The organism is Streptomyces marokkonensis, assembly GCF_008312835.1.
Lineage (GTDB): Bacteria > Actinomycetota > Actinomycetes > Streptomycetales > Streptomycetaceae > Streptomyces > Streptomyces marokkonensis_A.
Genome location: NZ_VSKS01000012.1, coordinates 50,713 through 65,044 on the forward strand (window position 1 = coordinate 50,713; position 14,332 = coordinate 65,044).

The 14,332-nt window shown below is 71.6% G+C and carries 15 protein-coding genes; 1 reads left to right on the forward strand and 14 read right to left on the reverse strand.

Annotated features, from left to right (window positions below; all coding sequences use genetic code 11):
- Window positions 1-37 precede the first annotated feature (37 nt).
- A complete protein-coding gene (locus F1615_RS21260) occupies window positions 38-988 on the forward strand; it encodes an RluA family pseudouridine synthase (RefSeq protein WP_149550623.1) in 951 nt (316 codons plus the stop codon).
- Here the strand turns inward: F1615_RS21260 and F1615_RS21265 are convergent.
- The 14 genes from F1615_RS21265 to F1615_RS21330 form a co-directional block, all read right to left on the reverse strand.
- Window positions 982-2,493, reverse strand: a complete 1,512-nt coding sequence (locus F1615_RS21265) for a cytochrome P450 (RefSeq protein ID WP_149550624.1) — start codon at window positions 2,491-2,493, stop codon at window positions 982-984. The genes F1615_RS21260 and F1615_RS21265 overlap by 7 nt on opposite strands.
- A 66-nt stretch (window positions 2,494-2,559) precedes the next feature.
- Window positions 2,560-3,180: a GTP-binding protein gene (locus F1615_RS21270; RefSeq protein WP_149550625.1), complete on the reverse strand. Its 621-nt coding sequence runs from the start codon at window positions 3,178-3,180 to the stop codon at window positions 2,560-2,562.
- Complete coding sequence (locus F1615_RS21275) at window positions 3,161-3,574, reverse strand: DUF742 domain-containing protein (protein WP_149550626.1); 414 nt, start codon at window positions 3,572-3,574, stop codon at window positions 3,161-3,163. Before F1615_RS21275 ends, F1615_RS21270 begins: the two co-directional genes overlap by 20 nt.
- Window positions 3,571-3,978 carry a roadblock/LC7 domain-containing protein gene (locus F1615_RS21280; RefSeq protein ID WP_125507959.1) on the reverse strand — a complete coding sequence of 136 codons (408 nt, stop codon included), beginning with the start codon at window positions 3,976-3,978 and terminating at the stop codon, window positions 3,571-3,573. The genes F1615_RS21275 and F1615_RS21280 overlap by 4 nt, the downstream gene beginning before the upstream one ends.
- Complete coding sequence (locus tag F1615_RS21285) at window positions 3,975-5,585, reverse strand: sensor histidine kinase (RefSeq protein ID WP_208818372.1); 1,611 nt, start codon at window positions 5,583-5,585, stop codon at window positions 3,975-3,977. Before F1615_RS21285 ends, F1615_RS21280 begins: the two co-directional genes overlap by 4 nt.
- Window positions 5,586-5,973: 388 nt before the next feature.
- Complete coding sequence (locus F1615_RS21290) at window positions 5,974-8,832, reverse strand: DEAD/DEAH box helicase (RefSeq protein ID WP_149550628.1); 2,859 nt, start codon at window positions 8,830-8,832, stop codon at window positions 5,974-5,976.
- A 40-nt stretch (window positions 8,833-8,872) separates the two neighbouring features.
- On the reverse strand, window positions 8,873-9,763 hold the full coding sequence (locus F1615_RS21295) for a diacylglycerol kinase (RefSeq protein ID WP_149550629.1): 891 nt from the start codon (window positions 9,761-9,763) through the stop codon (window positions 8,873-8,875).
- Between the two features lie 31 nt (window positions 9,764-9,794).
- A complete protein-coding gene (tatC, locus tag F1615_RS21300; RefSeq protein WP_149550778.1) occupies window positions 9,795-10,664 on the reverse strand; it encodes a twin-arginine translocase subunit TatC in 870 nt (289 codons plus the stop codon).
- A 92-nt stretch (window positions 10,665-10,756) separates the two neighbouring features.
- Entirely contained in the window at window positions 10,757-11,038 is a 282-nt protein-coding gene (gene tatA, locus F1615_RS21305) for a Sec-independent protein translocase subunit TatA (RefSeq protein WP_037932365.1), read from the reverse strand.
- Window positions 11,039-11,290: 252 nt separating this feature from the next.
- The gene (locus tag F1615_RS21310; protein WP_149550630.1) at window positions 11,291-11,485 is read right to left on the reverse strand and encodes a hypothetical protein; all 195 of its coding nucleotides are present in this window, start codon (window positions 11,483-11,485) and stop codon (window positions 11,291-11,293) included.
- A 10-nt stretch (window positions 11,486-11,495) separates the two neighbouring features.
- Window positions 11,496-11,789 carry a phage terminase large subunit family protein gene (locus F1615_RS21315; protein WP_244328808.1) on the reverse strand — a complete coding sequence of 98 codons (294 nt, stop codon included), beginning with the start codon at window positions 11,787-11,789 and terminating at the stop codon, window positions 11,496-11,498.
- A gap of 70 nt (window positions 11,790-11,859) precedes the next feature.
- Window positions 11,860-12,855: a helix-turn-helix transcriptional regulator gene (locus F1615_RS21320; RefSeq protein ID WP_149550631.1), complete on the reverse strand. Its 996-nt coding sequence runs from the start codon at window positions 12,853-12,855 to the stop codon at window positions 11,860-11,862.
- Window positions 12,856-12,873: 18 nt separating this feature from the next.
- Window positions 12,874-13,827 (reverse strand): helix-turn-helix transcriptional regulator, encoded by a 954-nt coding sequence (locus tag F1615_RS21325; protein WP_149550632.1) that lies wholly within the window; start codon window positions 13,825-13,827, stop codon window positions 12,874-12,876.
- A 123-nt stretch (window positions 13,828-13,950) separates the two neighbouring features.
- A complete protein-coding gene (locus tag F1615_RS21330) occupies window positions 13,951-14,322 on the reverse strand; it encodes an FKBP-type peptidyl-prolyl cis-trans isomerase (protein WP_030835713.1) in 372 nt (123 codons plus the stop codon).
- Window positions 14,323-14,332 lie beyond the last annotated feature (10 nt).

Below are 14,332 nucleotides of genomic sequence, written 5' to 3' on the forward strand. Positions count from 1 at the left end.
CCTCCCGCCTTCCCGCCGCCTCGTACGCTTGCTCGTTGTGAGACGTAGACGCCCCCTCCCGCCCTCTCCCCTGCCGCAGCGCGACGGTGTGGACCCCGTGCGGGTGCGGCTGCCCGCCGGGGAGCGGTGGTCCACGGTGCGGGAGCACCTGGTGCAGCGGCTGTCGGCCGGACCCGGCGTCGTGGACGGGATGTTCGCGGCGGGGCTGATCGTCGGGGCGGACGGGCGGGCCGTACCGGCGGACGCGCCGTACGCACCCGGCATGTACCTGTGGTTCCACCGGGAGCTGCCCGCCGAGGTGCCCGTGCCGTTCCCGTTGGAGGTCGTCCACCGGGACGAGCACATCGTCGTGGCCGACAAGCCCCACTTCCTGGCCACCACCCCGCGCGGCAGCCATGTCACCCAGACCGCGCTCGCCCGGCTCCGCCGTGAACTGGGCATCCCGGAGCTGGGCGCGGCACACCGCCTCGACCGGCTCACCGCGGGCCTGGTGCTGTTCACGGTGCGTCCCGGGGAGCGGGGCGCGTACCAGACGCTGTTCCGCGACCGTCTGGTGCACAAGGAGTACGAGGCCGTCGCGCCGTACGACCCGGCGCTGGAGCTCCCCCGGACCGTACGCAGCCGGATCGTGAAGGAGTGCGGGGTGCTGACCGCCCGGGAGGTCGGGGGCGAGCCGAACGCGGTGACCCGTGTGGAGCTCGCCGCCCACCGCCCGGACGGTCTGGGCCGGTACCGGCTGGTGCCCGGCACCGGGCAGACCCATCAGCTGCGGGTCCACATGAACGCCCTCGGCGTGCCGATACTCGGCGATCCGCTGTATCCCGCGGTGGCCGGCCCCGTCCCCGCAGGTGACTTCCGGCGTCCGCTGCAACTGCTGGCGCGGCACCTGGAGTTCACCGATCCGGTGACGGGCGTGGAGCACCGCTTCACCAGCGGCCGGGCACTCGCGGCCTGGTCGTCGTACGAGGACTGGGCGGCCGGTCAGTAGCCGCGCCACCAGCGCAGGAAGCGCTGCCATGCGTTCCGCGGCGGGGCGGGTTCCGTCACCGGCGGGGGCGGCGGCACGGGCACGGGCGGCTCGACGCGCGGCTCGGGCGGCACGGGGGCCGCGGTGACCGGCCCGGGCTGTGGGCGTGCGGCGCCGATGTGCCAGTCCCGCTGCCGGGGCGTGTCGTTCTCGTGGCTGGGCCGCTGCGTCACGTCCTGCTGCGGCCGGGGCGTGAAGTGGACGGGCAGCTCCACCAGATGCCGCGAGGCGATGGACTCGGTGAAGGACAACTCCTCCTCGTCGACGCTGAGCTCCACGTCGGGCAGCCGCATGAGCAGGGCGTCGACGCCGACTTCGGCGATGGTGCGGCCGATGTCCTGGCCGGGGCACTCGTGCGGGCCGCCGCCGAAGGCGAGGTGCGAGCGGTTTCCCTGCATGTCGGCCGTCGGGTCGGGGCGCACGCGCGGATCGACGTTGGCCGGCGCGGGCGCGAACAGCAGTCCGTCGCCCTTGCGGATGCGCTGGCCGCCGAGCTCCGTCTCCTGCTTGGCGTAGTAGGCGAAGATGGTGCTGAAGGGAGGCTCGTCCCACAGCAGTTGCTCCACCGCCTGAGGCACGGTCATCTGGCCGCCGTTGAGCTGGGAGCGGAAGCGGGGGTCGATCAGCACCTGGCGCAGCACGTTGGCGAGGAGGTTGGCGGTGGCCTCGTAGGCGGCGATCAGCACCACTCTGAGGTGCTGGCTGACCTCCTCGTCGGTCAGCCCGGCCGGGTGGGCGATGAGGTGGCCCGCGAAGTCGTCCATCGGCTCGGTACGGCGGCGTGCGGTGAGGCGTTCCAGGGCCCCCATGACGTAGGCGTTGCTGGCGATGGCGGTCTCGGTGCCCCGGATCATGTCGCGGGCGGCCTCGACGATCCGGTCGTCGTACTCGTCGGGCATGCCGAGGACATGGCACATCACGGCCATCGGAAGGTGCTCGGCGTACTGGCCGACCAGGTCGGCCTCGCCCGCCTCGCAGAACCGGTTGACGACCCGCTGCACGCTGCGGTTGACGTGCCGGCGCAGGCCGCGGAAGTCGGTGGCCGCCACGGCTGCGTCGATGGCGGCGCGCAGCCGCTTGTGCTCGTCGCCCTCGGCGTGCGCGCACATCGGCTGCCAGGCGATGTGCGGCATCAGCGGATGGTCGGGCTTGACCAGACCGTCCCGGAGCGGGGACCAGATGCGGCTGTCCTTGCAGTACTGCGCGGGTGTGCGGACCAGCTGCTGGCTCTCGGCGTGACCGAGGACCACCCACATCGGCACGTCGTCGTGCACCAGCACCGGTGCCACCGGACCGTGCCGGTCCCGGAGTTCCTCGTACAGCTTCCTCAGGTCCTCCGACTCGTGCAGCCGGGCCGGTCCGCCGGGGCCCGGGCCGTGCGCGGGGCAGCCGGGGGGCGGCCCGGGCCGGGGACCGTCCGTGCCGGTCGGGGAGTCACCCGTCAGGGAGTGGGATTCAGGCGTCACAGTGGTCGCTCCGGAAGGGGAGAGCAGAGGGCTGGGGAGGGGAAGGGCGGGGGCGGATGCCGGGGATCAGGTGAGCGAGCCCGTCATGGCGAGGGAGTGCAGGAACCGCATCAGGGTCATCAGGACGTCCCGGCTGGAGGCGCGGCGCCGCACGTCGCACTCCATGATGGGGATCTGCTCCGACAGGTCGAGGGCGGACCGCAGGTCGGCGACGGGGTAACGCGGGGCGTCCGGGAAGGAGTTGACGGCGACGACGAACGGTACGCCGCGTTCCTCGAGCCGTCCCATGACGTCGAAGCTGACTTCGAGGCGGCGGGTGTCGACGAGCACGACCGCGCCGAGCGCCCCCTCGAACAGCCCGTTCCACAGGAACCAGAAGCGCTCCTGGCCGGGGGTGCCGAACAGGTACAGCACCAGCTGGTCCGTGATCTTGATGCGGCCGAAGTCCATGGCGACGGTGGTGGCCGTCTTGGAGGGGGAACCGAAGTTGTCGTCGACCCCGATGCCTGCCTGCGTCATGGTCTCCTCGGTGGTCAGCGGTTTGATCTCGCTGACCGAGCCGACCATGGTCGTCTTGCCGACGCCGAATCCGCCGACGATGACGATTTTCACCGCGGCCTGGGCCGTGTGCGGCAACTGATCCTCGGCCCGGGGTCCCGGGATGGTGTCAGAGCCTTTGAAGTCCATGCATCACCGCTTCGAGAAGGGAACGGTCGGGGAGCGCCTCGCGGACGACCGGCAAGCGCGCCTGGACCAGTTCCGCCGTCAGCAGCTCGGTGAGCAGCACGGTCACCACGCTGAACGGCAGGCTGAGGTAGGCCGACAGTTCGGCCACGGACAGGGGGGCGACGCAGAGCCGCAGCAGCGCCGCCTGCTCGGGGGTGGCCGAGGGCGGGGGGTCCGGGGAGCGGGCCACGATCAGCGTCACGAGATCGATGTCCGCCCGTTCGCCGTCGGGGCCGGCGACGACGTACAGGCGCTCGGGATTGCCGCCACGGCCCGGCTTCCTGCCGGCCGGTCCGGCCGGTTGCGGAGGGGGGCCGTCCTGGGGGGAGCGCCTCTGGCGTTGCGGAGGAGTCATACGGTCTGCCCGTTCCGTCGCGGCGGACTGGTCAGATGGGCGCCGATGCGGACGACGAGGTCGCGCATCATGCCGCCCATGCGGCCGGGTTCGCAGGTCATGTCGGAGAGCACCGCGAGATAGGCGTTGGCGCCGGCCGCCATCAGATAGAAATAGCCCTCGTTGATCTCGATGAGCACCATCTTCATCTCGCCGTCGCCGTGCGGGAGTTCCTGGGCGACGGCCCCGGCGAGGCTCTGTACGCCCGCGCAGGCCGCGGCGACCCGGTCGGCGGCGTCCGGCTCGCCTCCGTAGCGCGCGATGCGCAGACCGTCGGCGGACAGCACCACGATCATCTCGACACCGGGTACGCCGTCGGCGAGCTCCTTGAGCATCCAGTCGAAGTTGGCTCGCTGCTGGATCACGTGAGGTCCCCCTCGTCATCGGCCTCGGTACGGGCCGGTTCGTTGATGAGATGCAGGTAGGCGGTCGGGTTCCGGGTGAAGTCGGTGGGGTGGACGCCCGGGTCGAGGTCCTTCTTCAGGCCCTCCCAGAAGGCGTCGACCCACAGCCCGGGTTCGCGGTCGTTCTGCTTCTTCTTCTCGGGCTCGGGCGTGGCCCAGATGTCGTGGTACTCCTCGCCCCGCTCCTTGGCCTCGCGCTCGGCCCGTTCGGCGGCCGCCCGTTCGGCGTACCGCTGGGCCAGCGGGGTCTTCACCCGGCTCCGGCGCTGCGGCAGGCCGCCCGCGGTCCACTCGGTGACCTCGGGGGCGTCGTCCTCCACGGCCACCGTGTCGGGGATGCGGGGGCTGGTGGGGCGGCGCTTCTTGGGTGTGCGCTCGGGGCCGGGGAGGGCGTCGACCGGGCGGGGCACGGCGGTCGCCCCGATGCCGTGGGCGAGGCCCACGCCGGGCTGGTCGGTGATCATCTCGCTCGGTACGACGAGGACGGCGCGGACGCCTCCGTAGGCGGAGGCGCGCAGCGAGACCTTCATGTCGAACGCGGTGCACAGCCGCCCGACGACCGCGAGGCCGAGGCGCGGGTTGCCCCCGATCTCCTGGAGGTCGACGCCCCGCTGGGCCTGCTCGAGGATGCCCTCGATGCGTGCCCGGGCCTGCTCGTCGAGGCTGACTCCGGCGTCCTCGATCTCGATGGCGACGCCGGTCTGCACCTCCGTGGCGGTGACACTCACCTTGCTCGTCGGCGGCGAGTAGCGGGTGGCGTTGTCGAGGAGCTCGGCGGCGGCATGGATGACGGGTTCGACGTGGATGCCCTTGATGTTGATCTTGGCGATCGACTTCAGGTCGATGCGGCGGTACTCGAGGATGCGGGACATGGCGCCGCGCAGCACGCTGTAGAGCGCGACGGGCTGGGGCCACTGACGTCCCGGACGGCCGCCGCCGAGGACGGAGATGGAGTCGGCGAGGCGGCCGATCAGCGCGGTGCCGTGGTCGATGCGCAGCAGGTCGTCGAAGACCTCGGGGTTGCGGCCGTGGTCCTCCTCCATCTCCCGCAGTTCCTTGGCCTGCTGGTGGACGATCGCCTGGACGCGGCGGGCGATGCTGACGAAGGAGCGCTGGGAGGAGTCGCGCAGGTTCTCCTCGTCGTCGATGATCTTCAGCATCGTCTTGAGCAGGCTGATCTGGTACTTCGGCAGGTCCCGCCAGGCCGGGTCGAGCCGGGGCAGGGCGCGGATCACCTCGTCGGGGTCGTTGCCGACGTGCAGGTGGTCCAGGGCCGCGGGGACGACCCGCTGGGTGAAGTACTGCGTCTCCGTGTCATGGGCGGCGATCCGGGCCTCCAGATACGCACGGTGACGGCCGTACTCGGCTCGCGCCTCCCGCAGTACGCGGCCGCGGCGCACCGCCTCGGCCGCGGCGGCGGTCACGAAAAGCGTCGCGACGGCGCCGCACACACCGACGGCGGTCCGGGCGGGCTCCGTCACCAGGGCGACGGCGGCTCCGGTCGCCGCGGCCATCACTATGGCCGGCAGCAACAGCACGCGTGCATAAGGAAGTTGGACACTCGCCATGTGAGCCCTCTGAAGCGAATCGACTGATGGTCGGGGAATGTGCGCATAAGGGAACAAGCGCACGAATTCATCCCAACTCGGTGCGCTGCGGGCGAGCTTAGTCCGACGGGATCATCGCCATGTCATATTCAGCAAGTGCCGGAAATGACCTCTGGGGCAGGAGTACGCTCAGGTCCTTTGCACGGTGCGCGCCTGTTCGAACACAATGCGTCACGACGTACGGACGTACGAGAACCACTCACCGTCATGGGTGGGGAAGAGCCCCGTGGCGACCTGATCCTGCCCACAGGACCGGCCGGTGATGCGGGCCGGCGAGGGCGCACGGAACGCACGAGCCCGGCGCGCGGAAGGCGCACCGGGCTCGGCGTGGTGTCGGGACCGGGCGGGGTCAGCCCACGGAGGAGTAGGCGACCACGCCGCGCAGCAGTCCGTCGACCGCCTTGCGGGCGTTCCTGGCGACGGTCGAGCCCTCGACGGACGGTGCCGCGGCGGAGATCTGGCCGAGCACGTCGATGACCTGCTTGCACCAGCGCACGAAGTCGCCGGCCGGCATCTCCGCCTCGCGCAGCACCTCGTCCAGGCCCTTGCCCGAGGCCCACATGTAGGCGGCCCAGGCGAAGCCGAGATCGGGCTCGCGCTGGCCCACGCCCTCCGTCTGGCTGATCCGGAAGTCCTCCTCCAGGGCGTCCAGCCGGCCCCAGATGCGGACCATCTCGCCGAGCGCCGCCTTCGCCCTGCCCGAGGGCAGCTTGGGTGCCATCGCGTCGTCGGAGACCCGCGCCTCGTAGACCAACGCCGACACGCACGCGGCGAGTTCGGCGGGGGCGAGCCCTTCCCAGACGCCCTCGCGCAGGCATTCACTCGCCAGCAGGTCGAGTTCGCCGTACAGCCGGGCCAGCCGCTTGCCGTGCTCGGTGACCTCGTCGCCGCGCAGGTAGTCCATCTCGGTCAGCAGCGCGACGATCCGGTCGAAGGTGCGGGCGATGGTGTTCGTCCGGCCCTCGATACGGCGCTCGAGCTGCGAGGTGTCACGCAGCAGCCGGTGGTAGCGCTCGGCCCAGCGGGCGTGGTCCTCGCGGTCCTGGCAGCCGTGGCACGGGTGCGCCTTCAGTGCCTTGCGCAGCCGCGCGATCTCCCGGTCGTCGGCCGCCTGGGCTCGCTGCTTGCGGTGCCGCTCCGGCGCGATGTGCCCGGCCTTGGTGCGCAGCGCCGAGGCGAGGTCCCGGCGGGACTGCGGGGAGCGCGGGTTGAAGGACTTCGGGATCCGCATCCGCTCCAGCGCCTCCACCGGCACCGGGAAGTCGATCGACGCCAGCCGCTTGACCTGCCGCTCGGCGGTCAGCACCAGCGGGCGCGGACCGTCGTGGTACTCCACACCCCGGTGCCCGTGTGACCGGCCCGCGGGCAGGCCGGGGTCGAGGACCAGTGCCAGCCCCGCGTACTTGCCGGTGGGGACGTGGATGACGTCACCGGGCTTGAGCTTCTCCAGCGCGACGGCGGCCTCCGCGCGGCGCTGCACCGCGCCCTGCCGGGCCAGCTCGTTCTCCCGGTCCTTCAGCTCGCGCCGCAGCCGCGCGTACTCCTCGAAGTCGCCGAGGTGGCAGGTCATGGAGGCCTTGTAGCCCTCCAGCCCCTCCTCGTTGCGCTGCACCTGCCGCGAGATGCCCACGACCGACTTGTCCGCCTGGAACTGCGCGAACGACGTCTCGAGCAGTTCCCGCGAGCGGTGCCGGCCGAACTGCTCGACCAGGTTGACCGCCATGTTGTACGACGGCTTGAAGCTGGAGCGCAGCGGGTACGTGCGCGTGCCGGCCAGCCCCGCGAGGTGGTCGGGGTTCATGCCGCGCTGCCACAGCACGACCGCGTGGCCCTCGACGTCGATGCCCCGCCGTCCGGCCCGGCCGGTCAGCTGGGTGTACTCGCCGGGGGTGATGTCGGCGTGCTGCTCGCCGTTCCACTTGACGAGCTTCTCCAGGACCACCGACCGGGCGGGCATGTTGATGCCGAGTGCGAGGGTCTCGGTCGCGAACACGGCCTTCACCAGGCCGCGGACGAACAACTCCTCCACGACCTCCTTGAACGTCGGCAGCATGCCCGCGTGATGGGCCGCGATGCCGCGCTCCAGGCCCTCCAGCCACTCGTAGTAGCCGAGGACGTGCAGGTCCTCGGACGGGAGGGAGGCGGTGCGCTCCTCGACCAGCGAGCGGACCCGGGCCCGCGCCTCCTCGTCGTTGAGCCGGAGCCCCGCGTACAGGCACTGCTGGACGGCGGCCTCGCAGGCGGCGCGGCTGAAGATGAAGGTGATGGCGGGCAGCAGGCCCTCGGAGTCGAGCCGCTCGATGACCTCCGGCCGACTCGGGGTCCACACCCGCGAGCGCTGCCGGCGCTCCCGCTCCCGGTCCGCCTCCCGCATGGCGCCCCGTCCGCGTCTGCGGTCCGCGTAGGACGGGCGGCTCGCCTCCAGACGGGCCATGCGCGTGAGGTCCGGGTTGACGGCCTTCTTCCGGCCCTCCCCCTCCTCGAACAGGTCGTACATCCGGCGGCCGGCGAGCACGTGCTGGAACAGCGGCACGGGCCGGTGCTCGGAGACGATCACCTGGGTGTCGCCGCGGACCGTGTCCAGCCAGTCGCCGAACTCCTCCGCGTTCGACACCGTCGCCGACAGCGACACCAGGGTCACGGACTCGGGGAGGTGGATGATCACTTCCTCCCAGACGGCGCCGCGGAAACGGTCGGAGAGGTAGTGCACCTCGTCCATCACCACGTAGCCGAGGCCGAGGAGGGTCTGCGACCCGGCGTACAGCATGTTCCGCAGCACCTCGGTGGTCATCACGACCACCGGTGCGTCGGAGTTGACACTGTTGTCGCCGGTGAGCAGGCCGACCTTCCCGGCGCCGTAGCGGCGGCACAGATCGGCGTACTTCTGGTTCGACAGGGCCTTGATGGGTGTCGTGTAGAAGCACTTCTTGCCCTGCTGGAGGGCGAGGTGGACGGCGAACTCGCCGACGATCGTCTTGCCGGAGCCGGTGGGCGCCGCGACCAGCACGCCCTTCCCCGCCTCGAGCCCCTGGCAGGCCTCGATCTGGAAGGGGTCGAGGCCGAAGTCGTACATCTCGCGGAAGGAGGCGAGCGCGGTGGCCTGCTCGGCAGCGCGCCTGCGTGCTGCCGCGTACCGCTCGGCCGGTGAGAGATCCTCTGTCATCGTGCTTTCGAGCGTACCGGGCCGCACCGACAACAGGACGATCATTATCCGGAACCGTCCCGCTGAGCGGCGGGAGCCGCCCGGATCAGGGGCCCACGACCCGCAGGGCGCCCGGCACGCACCGCGCGGTCAGCGGCAACGGGCCCACCGGCTCCCCGTCCGCGTACCCGGTGACGTGCTCGGCGGCCAGCTCGACGCTCGCCGCCCGCAGCACGGTGATCGCGGGATGGTCGACGTGCGTCCCCCGGTACACCCGCGGGAACACCCGCAGCAGCGTGGCCCGGCTGCACTCCCCCACGACCGTGATGTCGAACAGCCCGTCGGTGAGATCCGCTCCGGGGCATATCCGCATGCCGCCGCCGTACGACGGCCCGTTCCCGACGGCCACCAGCGTCGCCTCGACCTCGCGTACCTCGCCGCCGTCCAGGGTGATCCGGTACGGCAGGGGCCGGAAGGCGGCCAGTTCGGCGACCATCGCGAGGTCGTACTTGAAGCGTCCGAGGGGCAACCGCATCCGGTTGCCGCGGTCGTTGACGCGGGAGTCGAACCCGGAGGCGAGCACGGCGCCGAACCAGCGGTCGCCGATCCGGCCCAGATCGATGTCGCGGACCCGGCCGCTCCTGAGGGCGTCGGCGATCATCCGGCCGGCCGCGGCCGGTTCCCGCAGGGGCATGCCGAGCGCGCGGGCGAAGTCGTTGCCGGTTCCGGCGGCGACCAGGCCGAACGGGGTGCCCGTGCCGACGACCGCCTGCAGCGCCAGGTTCGCCATGCCGTCGCCCCCCACGGCGATCAGGGCGCCGGTGCCCTTCTCGATCGCGGCGCGTGCCCGGGCCAGGGCGTCCTGGGGGTCGTCACCGAGCACGGTCCGCACCGGGAAGCCGGCGTCCCGCAGGGCCGAAGCGGCCGGCAGCGCCGCGCGGGCGCCCCGGCCGCCGCCCGCGGTGGGGTTGACGAAGAGGGTGATCTCGCTGGTCACGGGAGTGACCCTATGAGCTGCGGGCCGCTCCTCAGGTCACGTCGTCATAACCGTTGACCCGGTCCTTGGTCGCCTGCTCGGGCAGTGCGGCCACCGGCTCCACCGGTTCGATCGACTCCGGTGTGAGGTCCAGCTCGGAGGCCTCGTCGTCGGCGGGCCCCGCGGACTCCCTGCGGGCGCGCCGTTTGTCGTTGAGCAGCGAGAACGCCACGGCGACGAAGTAGAGGACGACGATGGGCCCGGAGAGCGCGATCATTCCCACCGGGTCGGTCGTGGGCGTCGCGACGGCGCCGAAGACGAAGACGCCCATGACGACACCGCGCCACCAGCCGGCCATGCGGCGGCCGGAGACGATGCCGACCAGGTTCAGCATGATGAGCAGCAGGGGCAGCTCGAAGGCCAGGCCGAAGACCAGCACCATCCTGATGGTGAAGTCGAGGACCTCGTCGAGCGAGAGGATGTTGGCCGATCCCCCGGGTGTCAGGCTGAGCAGCACCTTGATGCTGACGGGGAGGATGACGTACGACAGGTAGGCGCCGCCGACGAACAACGGAACGGCGGCCGCGACGAAGTAGTAGGTGTACTTCTTCTCGTGCTTGTGCAGCCCGGGGGCGACGAAGGCCCAGAGCTGGTAGAGCCACACCGGGCTGGAGACGATCAGGCCGGCCATGAGGCTCACCTTGATCGTCGTGGTGAACGGCGACGTCAGTGTGTTGAAGGAGACGATGGCGCAGTTGCCGCCGTCGCTGTTCGCCAGGTCCTCGCATTTCGGCACCGGCTCCGCGAGGAACTGCATGAGCTGCTCGCTGTAGAACGCGGCCGCGATCATCACCACGACGATCGCGACGACGGCCTTGGCGAGCCGGTTGCGCAGCTCACGCAGGTGTTCCACGAGGGGCATCCGCCCCTCGGGATCCCTCTCCTGCTTGCGGGCAGACTTGAGCAACCCACGTTCCCATCTCGTGCGGCGGGCCGGAGATCACCGGCCCTGCGTCAGCGCTTGGTCGTGTCCGTCGGCTCCGTGACCGGGCGGGAGCTGGTCACGTCGCCGGGGGCCGCCTGGATGGTGCGCTGCGCCGGAGGCTGCTCGCCGGGGGCCGGCGGGTCGGCGGGGGCGGAGGACTTGTTGTCGTCCTTCATCGCCTTCGCCTCGCTCTTGAGGATGCGTGCGGACTTGCCGAGCGACCGCGCCATGTCCGGAAGCTTCTTCGCGCCGAACAGCAGGATGATGACGACGAGGATCAGAATGATCTCGGTAGGTCCGAGCCGTCCCATAAGTCTTTACCTTCTCACCGAGGCGGGTGGGTGGGTGGCTGTCCGACCGGTCGGACAAGTGTCCGAACGACGGTGCTGGCAGCGATCGTAACGCTCAGGGGTGAACGTCCGGCAATCCCTGTGCGTACTCCCGTCCGCGATCCGGGCCTCGTTCTCCGGGCCGCGATAGGCAGCGTACCTGCCGGGCCCCGCCGGGTGACAGCGCGCGGCCCTGCCGGCCGTCGCGGGCGGTCGCGCCACCGGTGGACGAGGTCAGAGCGCCTCGGCCGAACGCGCCGCGCCGGCCGCCGCGCTCTCCAGGTCCTCGGCGGCGCGGCTGATACGCCGGGCCGACTCCGTGACCTGCCTGCCGAGCCGCTCCGCTTCGACGAAGACCCGGACGGCAAGCACCCCGAGCACCAGAAGACCCAGGAATCCCACGGCAACCGCGAACATCGGCCAGAACATGGGAGCGAGCCTAGACGGTCGAGTGCAGCCGCAGCGTCCGGACCCCGCCGCCGGTCAGCAGCTCGACGATCCGCTCCCCCGCCGGCTTGCGGACGGCGGCGCCGCACCCGGGACAGGTGAAGGAGTAGAAGGTGGTGCGGCTGCTGGCGCCGATGGCCAGGCGCAGCGCGCTCGCGGAGAGCTCGAAGCGCTCCCGGCAGTCCGGGCAGCCCGCCCGGAACATCACCGGGGCCACGCTCCTCATCCCGGCGAACGCGGACGCCGCCGTCATGCCCCGCACTCCAGGGGTCGCCGACTCGCTCAAAGCCCTCGCTCCTGACTGTCGTCCTGCCCGTCCCGCACAGGCCGCCCGTCCCAGCCCGCGTGCGGCCCGTTCATCCGGCCGCCTCGGCCCCGTCGTACGCCGCCAGCGCCTCGCGCGCCGCCTGCCGGGCGCTGTCGGCCAGCTCGGACGGCTCGACGATGCGGCCGTCGCGGCCGAGCCGCAGCGCCAGCCGTCTGAGCGAGGCGGGGTCGGGCGTGCGCAGGGTGATACGCAGCCCGCCGTCGGGAAGCTCATCCGCGCTGTCGTGCGGGTAGTACTCGGCGACCCAGCGCCCGCCCGGCGCGACCTCGACCACCACCTCCGGGTCCTCGGCCGCGGGCTGCACCAGTGCCTCCGACAGGTCCCGCAGCTCCATCTCGGGCGGCGCGGACGGCTCGTCCATGACCCTGATCTCGGCGACCCGGTCGAGCCGGAAGGTGCGGCGCGCCTCGGAGCGGCGGCACCAGGCCTCGACGTAGGTGTGACCGACGCTGACCAGACGGATGGGGTCGATCTCCCGCTCGGTCACCTCGTCGCGCGCGGGCGAGTAGTAGCGGATCCACAGCCTGCGGCGCTCGGCGATGGCCCGGTCGACGTCCGCGAAGACCCCGCCCTCGGACTCGAAGGTCACCGACAGCCGGGAGCTGGCGCCCGCCGCCTCACCGGCGGCGGTCTCGACCTTGGCCGTGGCGCGCAGCAGGGCCTGCCGGTCGCTCTCGCGCAGGCCGGGCAGGGTGGCCACGGCACGGGCGGCGACCAGCAGGGCGGTCGCCTCGTCGGCGGCCAGCCTCAGCGGCTCGGCGGCCTCGGCGCCGAGGGCCGCCGGGTTGTGCCACCAGATGCGCTCGCCGTCGGTGTCGATGTCCAGCAGGTCGCCGCCGCGGAAGCTGGTGCCGCACATGGGCAGGACGTCGAGGTCGGAGACCAGCTCGTCCTCGGTGATGCCGAAGGCGCGCGCCACGTCCTCGATCCGGGCGCCGGGGCGCTCGCGCAGATACGTCACCAGCGAGAGCATCCGCCGGGTCTGGTCGATGGCGTTCACGGGCCTGACCGGTTTGCCTGCCACGTTCTTGTCCGCTCCCCCTCAGCCCTTGGCCACGGCACGCAGCCGGTCCACCACGTCGGCCCGCAGCTCGGCGGGTCCCAGGACCACCACGTCCGGCCCGAACTCCACCAGCCAGGCATCCAGCCCGTGTCCGTACGGAATCTCCAACTCGTCCCAGCCGTCCCCGAGTTCCCGCACCGCGGTGGCCTTCGACCGGAGCGGGTAACCGGCGTCGGAGCGCAGCCGGATCCGCGCCGAGCGGTCGGCGGTCTCCCCGGCCCAGCTCGCCACGGTCTCCCGCACGGTGACGACGTCCGGCACCGGGACGGTGAACCGGCCGCTGCGCGACCGCACCTTGCCGCTGATCCGGGAGAGCCGGAAGACCCGCTCGGCACCCCGGTCACGGTCCCAGCCGGCCAGGTACCAGTGGCCGCGCCAGCACTCCAGCGCCCACGGTTCGACGTGGCGGGGTTCGGGCTGGGCGGCGTTGGCCTTGCGGTAGTCGAAGACGACTGGCCGGCGGTCGCGGCAGGCCAGCATCAGCGGCTCGAACGCCGCCTCGTGCACGGGGATGCGCGGTTCGAGCGCACCATGGGCACCGTACGGGTCGACGTCCTCCGGGAGGCCCGCCGCGCGCAGCTTCTGCAGGGCGCCGCTGGCCGCTCCGGCGAGCCGGGCCTGCTGCCACACCTTGGCGGCGAGCCCGAGGGCTGCGGCCTCCTCGGCGTCGAGGGTGATCGGCGGCAGCCGGTTGCTGTCGCGGCGCGCGAGGTAGCCGGTGTCGCCGTCGAGGTTCTCAACGGTTTCGATCACCAGTCCGAGTTCGCGCAGATCGTCCTTGTCGCGCTCGAACATCCGGTTGAAGGAGTCGTCGGACCCGGCTTCCAGATAGGCCTCGATGGACTCGCGCAGCTCGCGCTTGCTGAGCGGCCGCCGGGTCCCGAGCAGACACAGCGCCAGATTCATCAGCCGCTCGGCCTTGGCAATGGCCATCGACGCGCTTCGCCTCCCTATGGTGCTTACGAGCGATGACCGTACCGCCCCGAGGTGGCGCGGTAAAAGCCGAGGGCCCATGCCCGGACAGGCATGGGCCCCAGGCGATCGACTCCGGTCGGATCAGACGCCGAGGAGGTCGACCACGAAGATCAGGGTCTCACCGGGCTTGATCGCCGGGGTGGGGCTCTGGTTGCCGTAGGCGAGGTGCGCCGGGATGGTCAGCTGACGGCGGCCGCCGACCTTCATGCCCTGCACGCCCTGGTCCCAGCCCTTGATGACCCGGCCGCCGCCCAGCGGGAAGCGGAAGGGGGTGCCGCGGTTCCAGCTGGCGTCGAACTCCTCGCCCGTGCTGAACGCCACGCCGACGTAGTGGACGGTGACGGTCTGACCCGCCTGCGCCACCTCGCCGTCGCCCTCCCAGATGTCCTTGATCTCGAGGTCCGCCGGGGGCTCGCCGCCCGGGAAGTCGATCTCGGGCTTGTCGATGCTCACGTCTAACGCT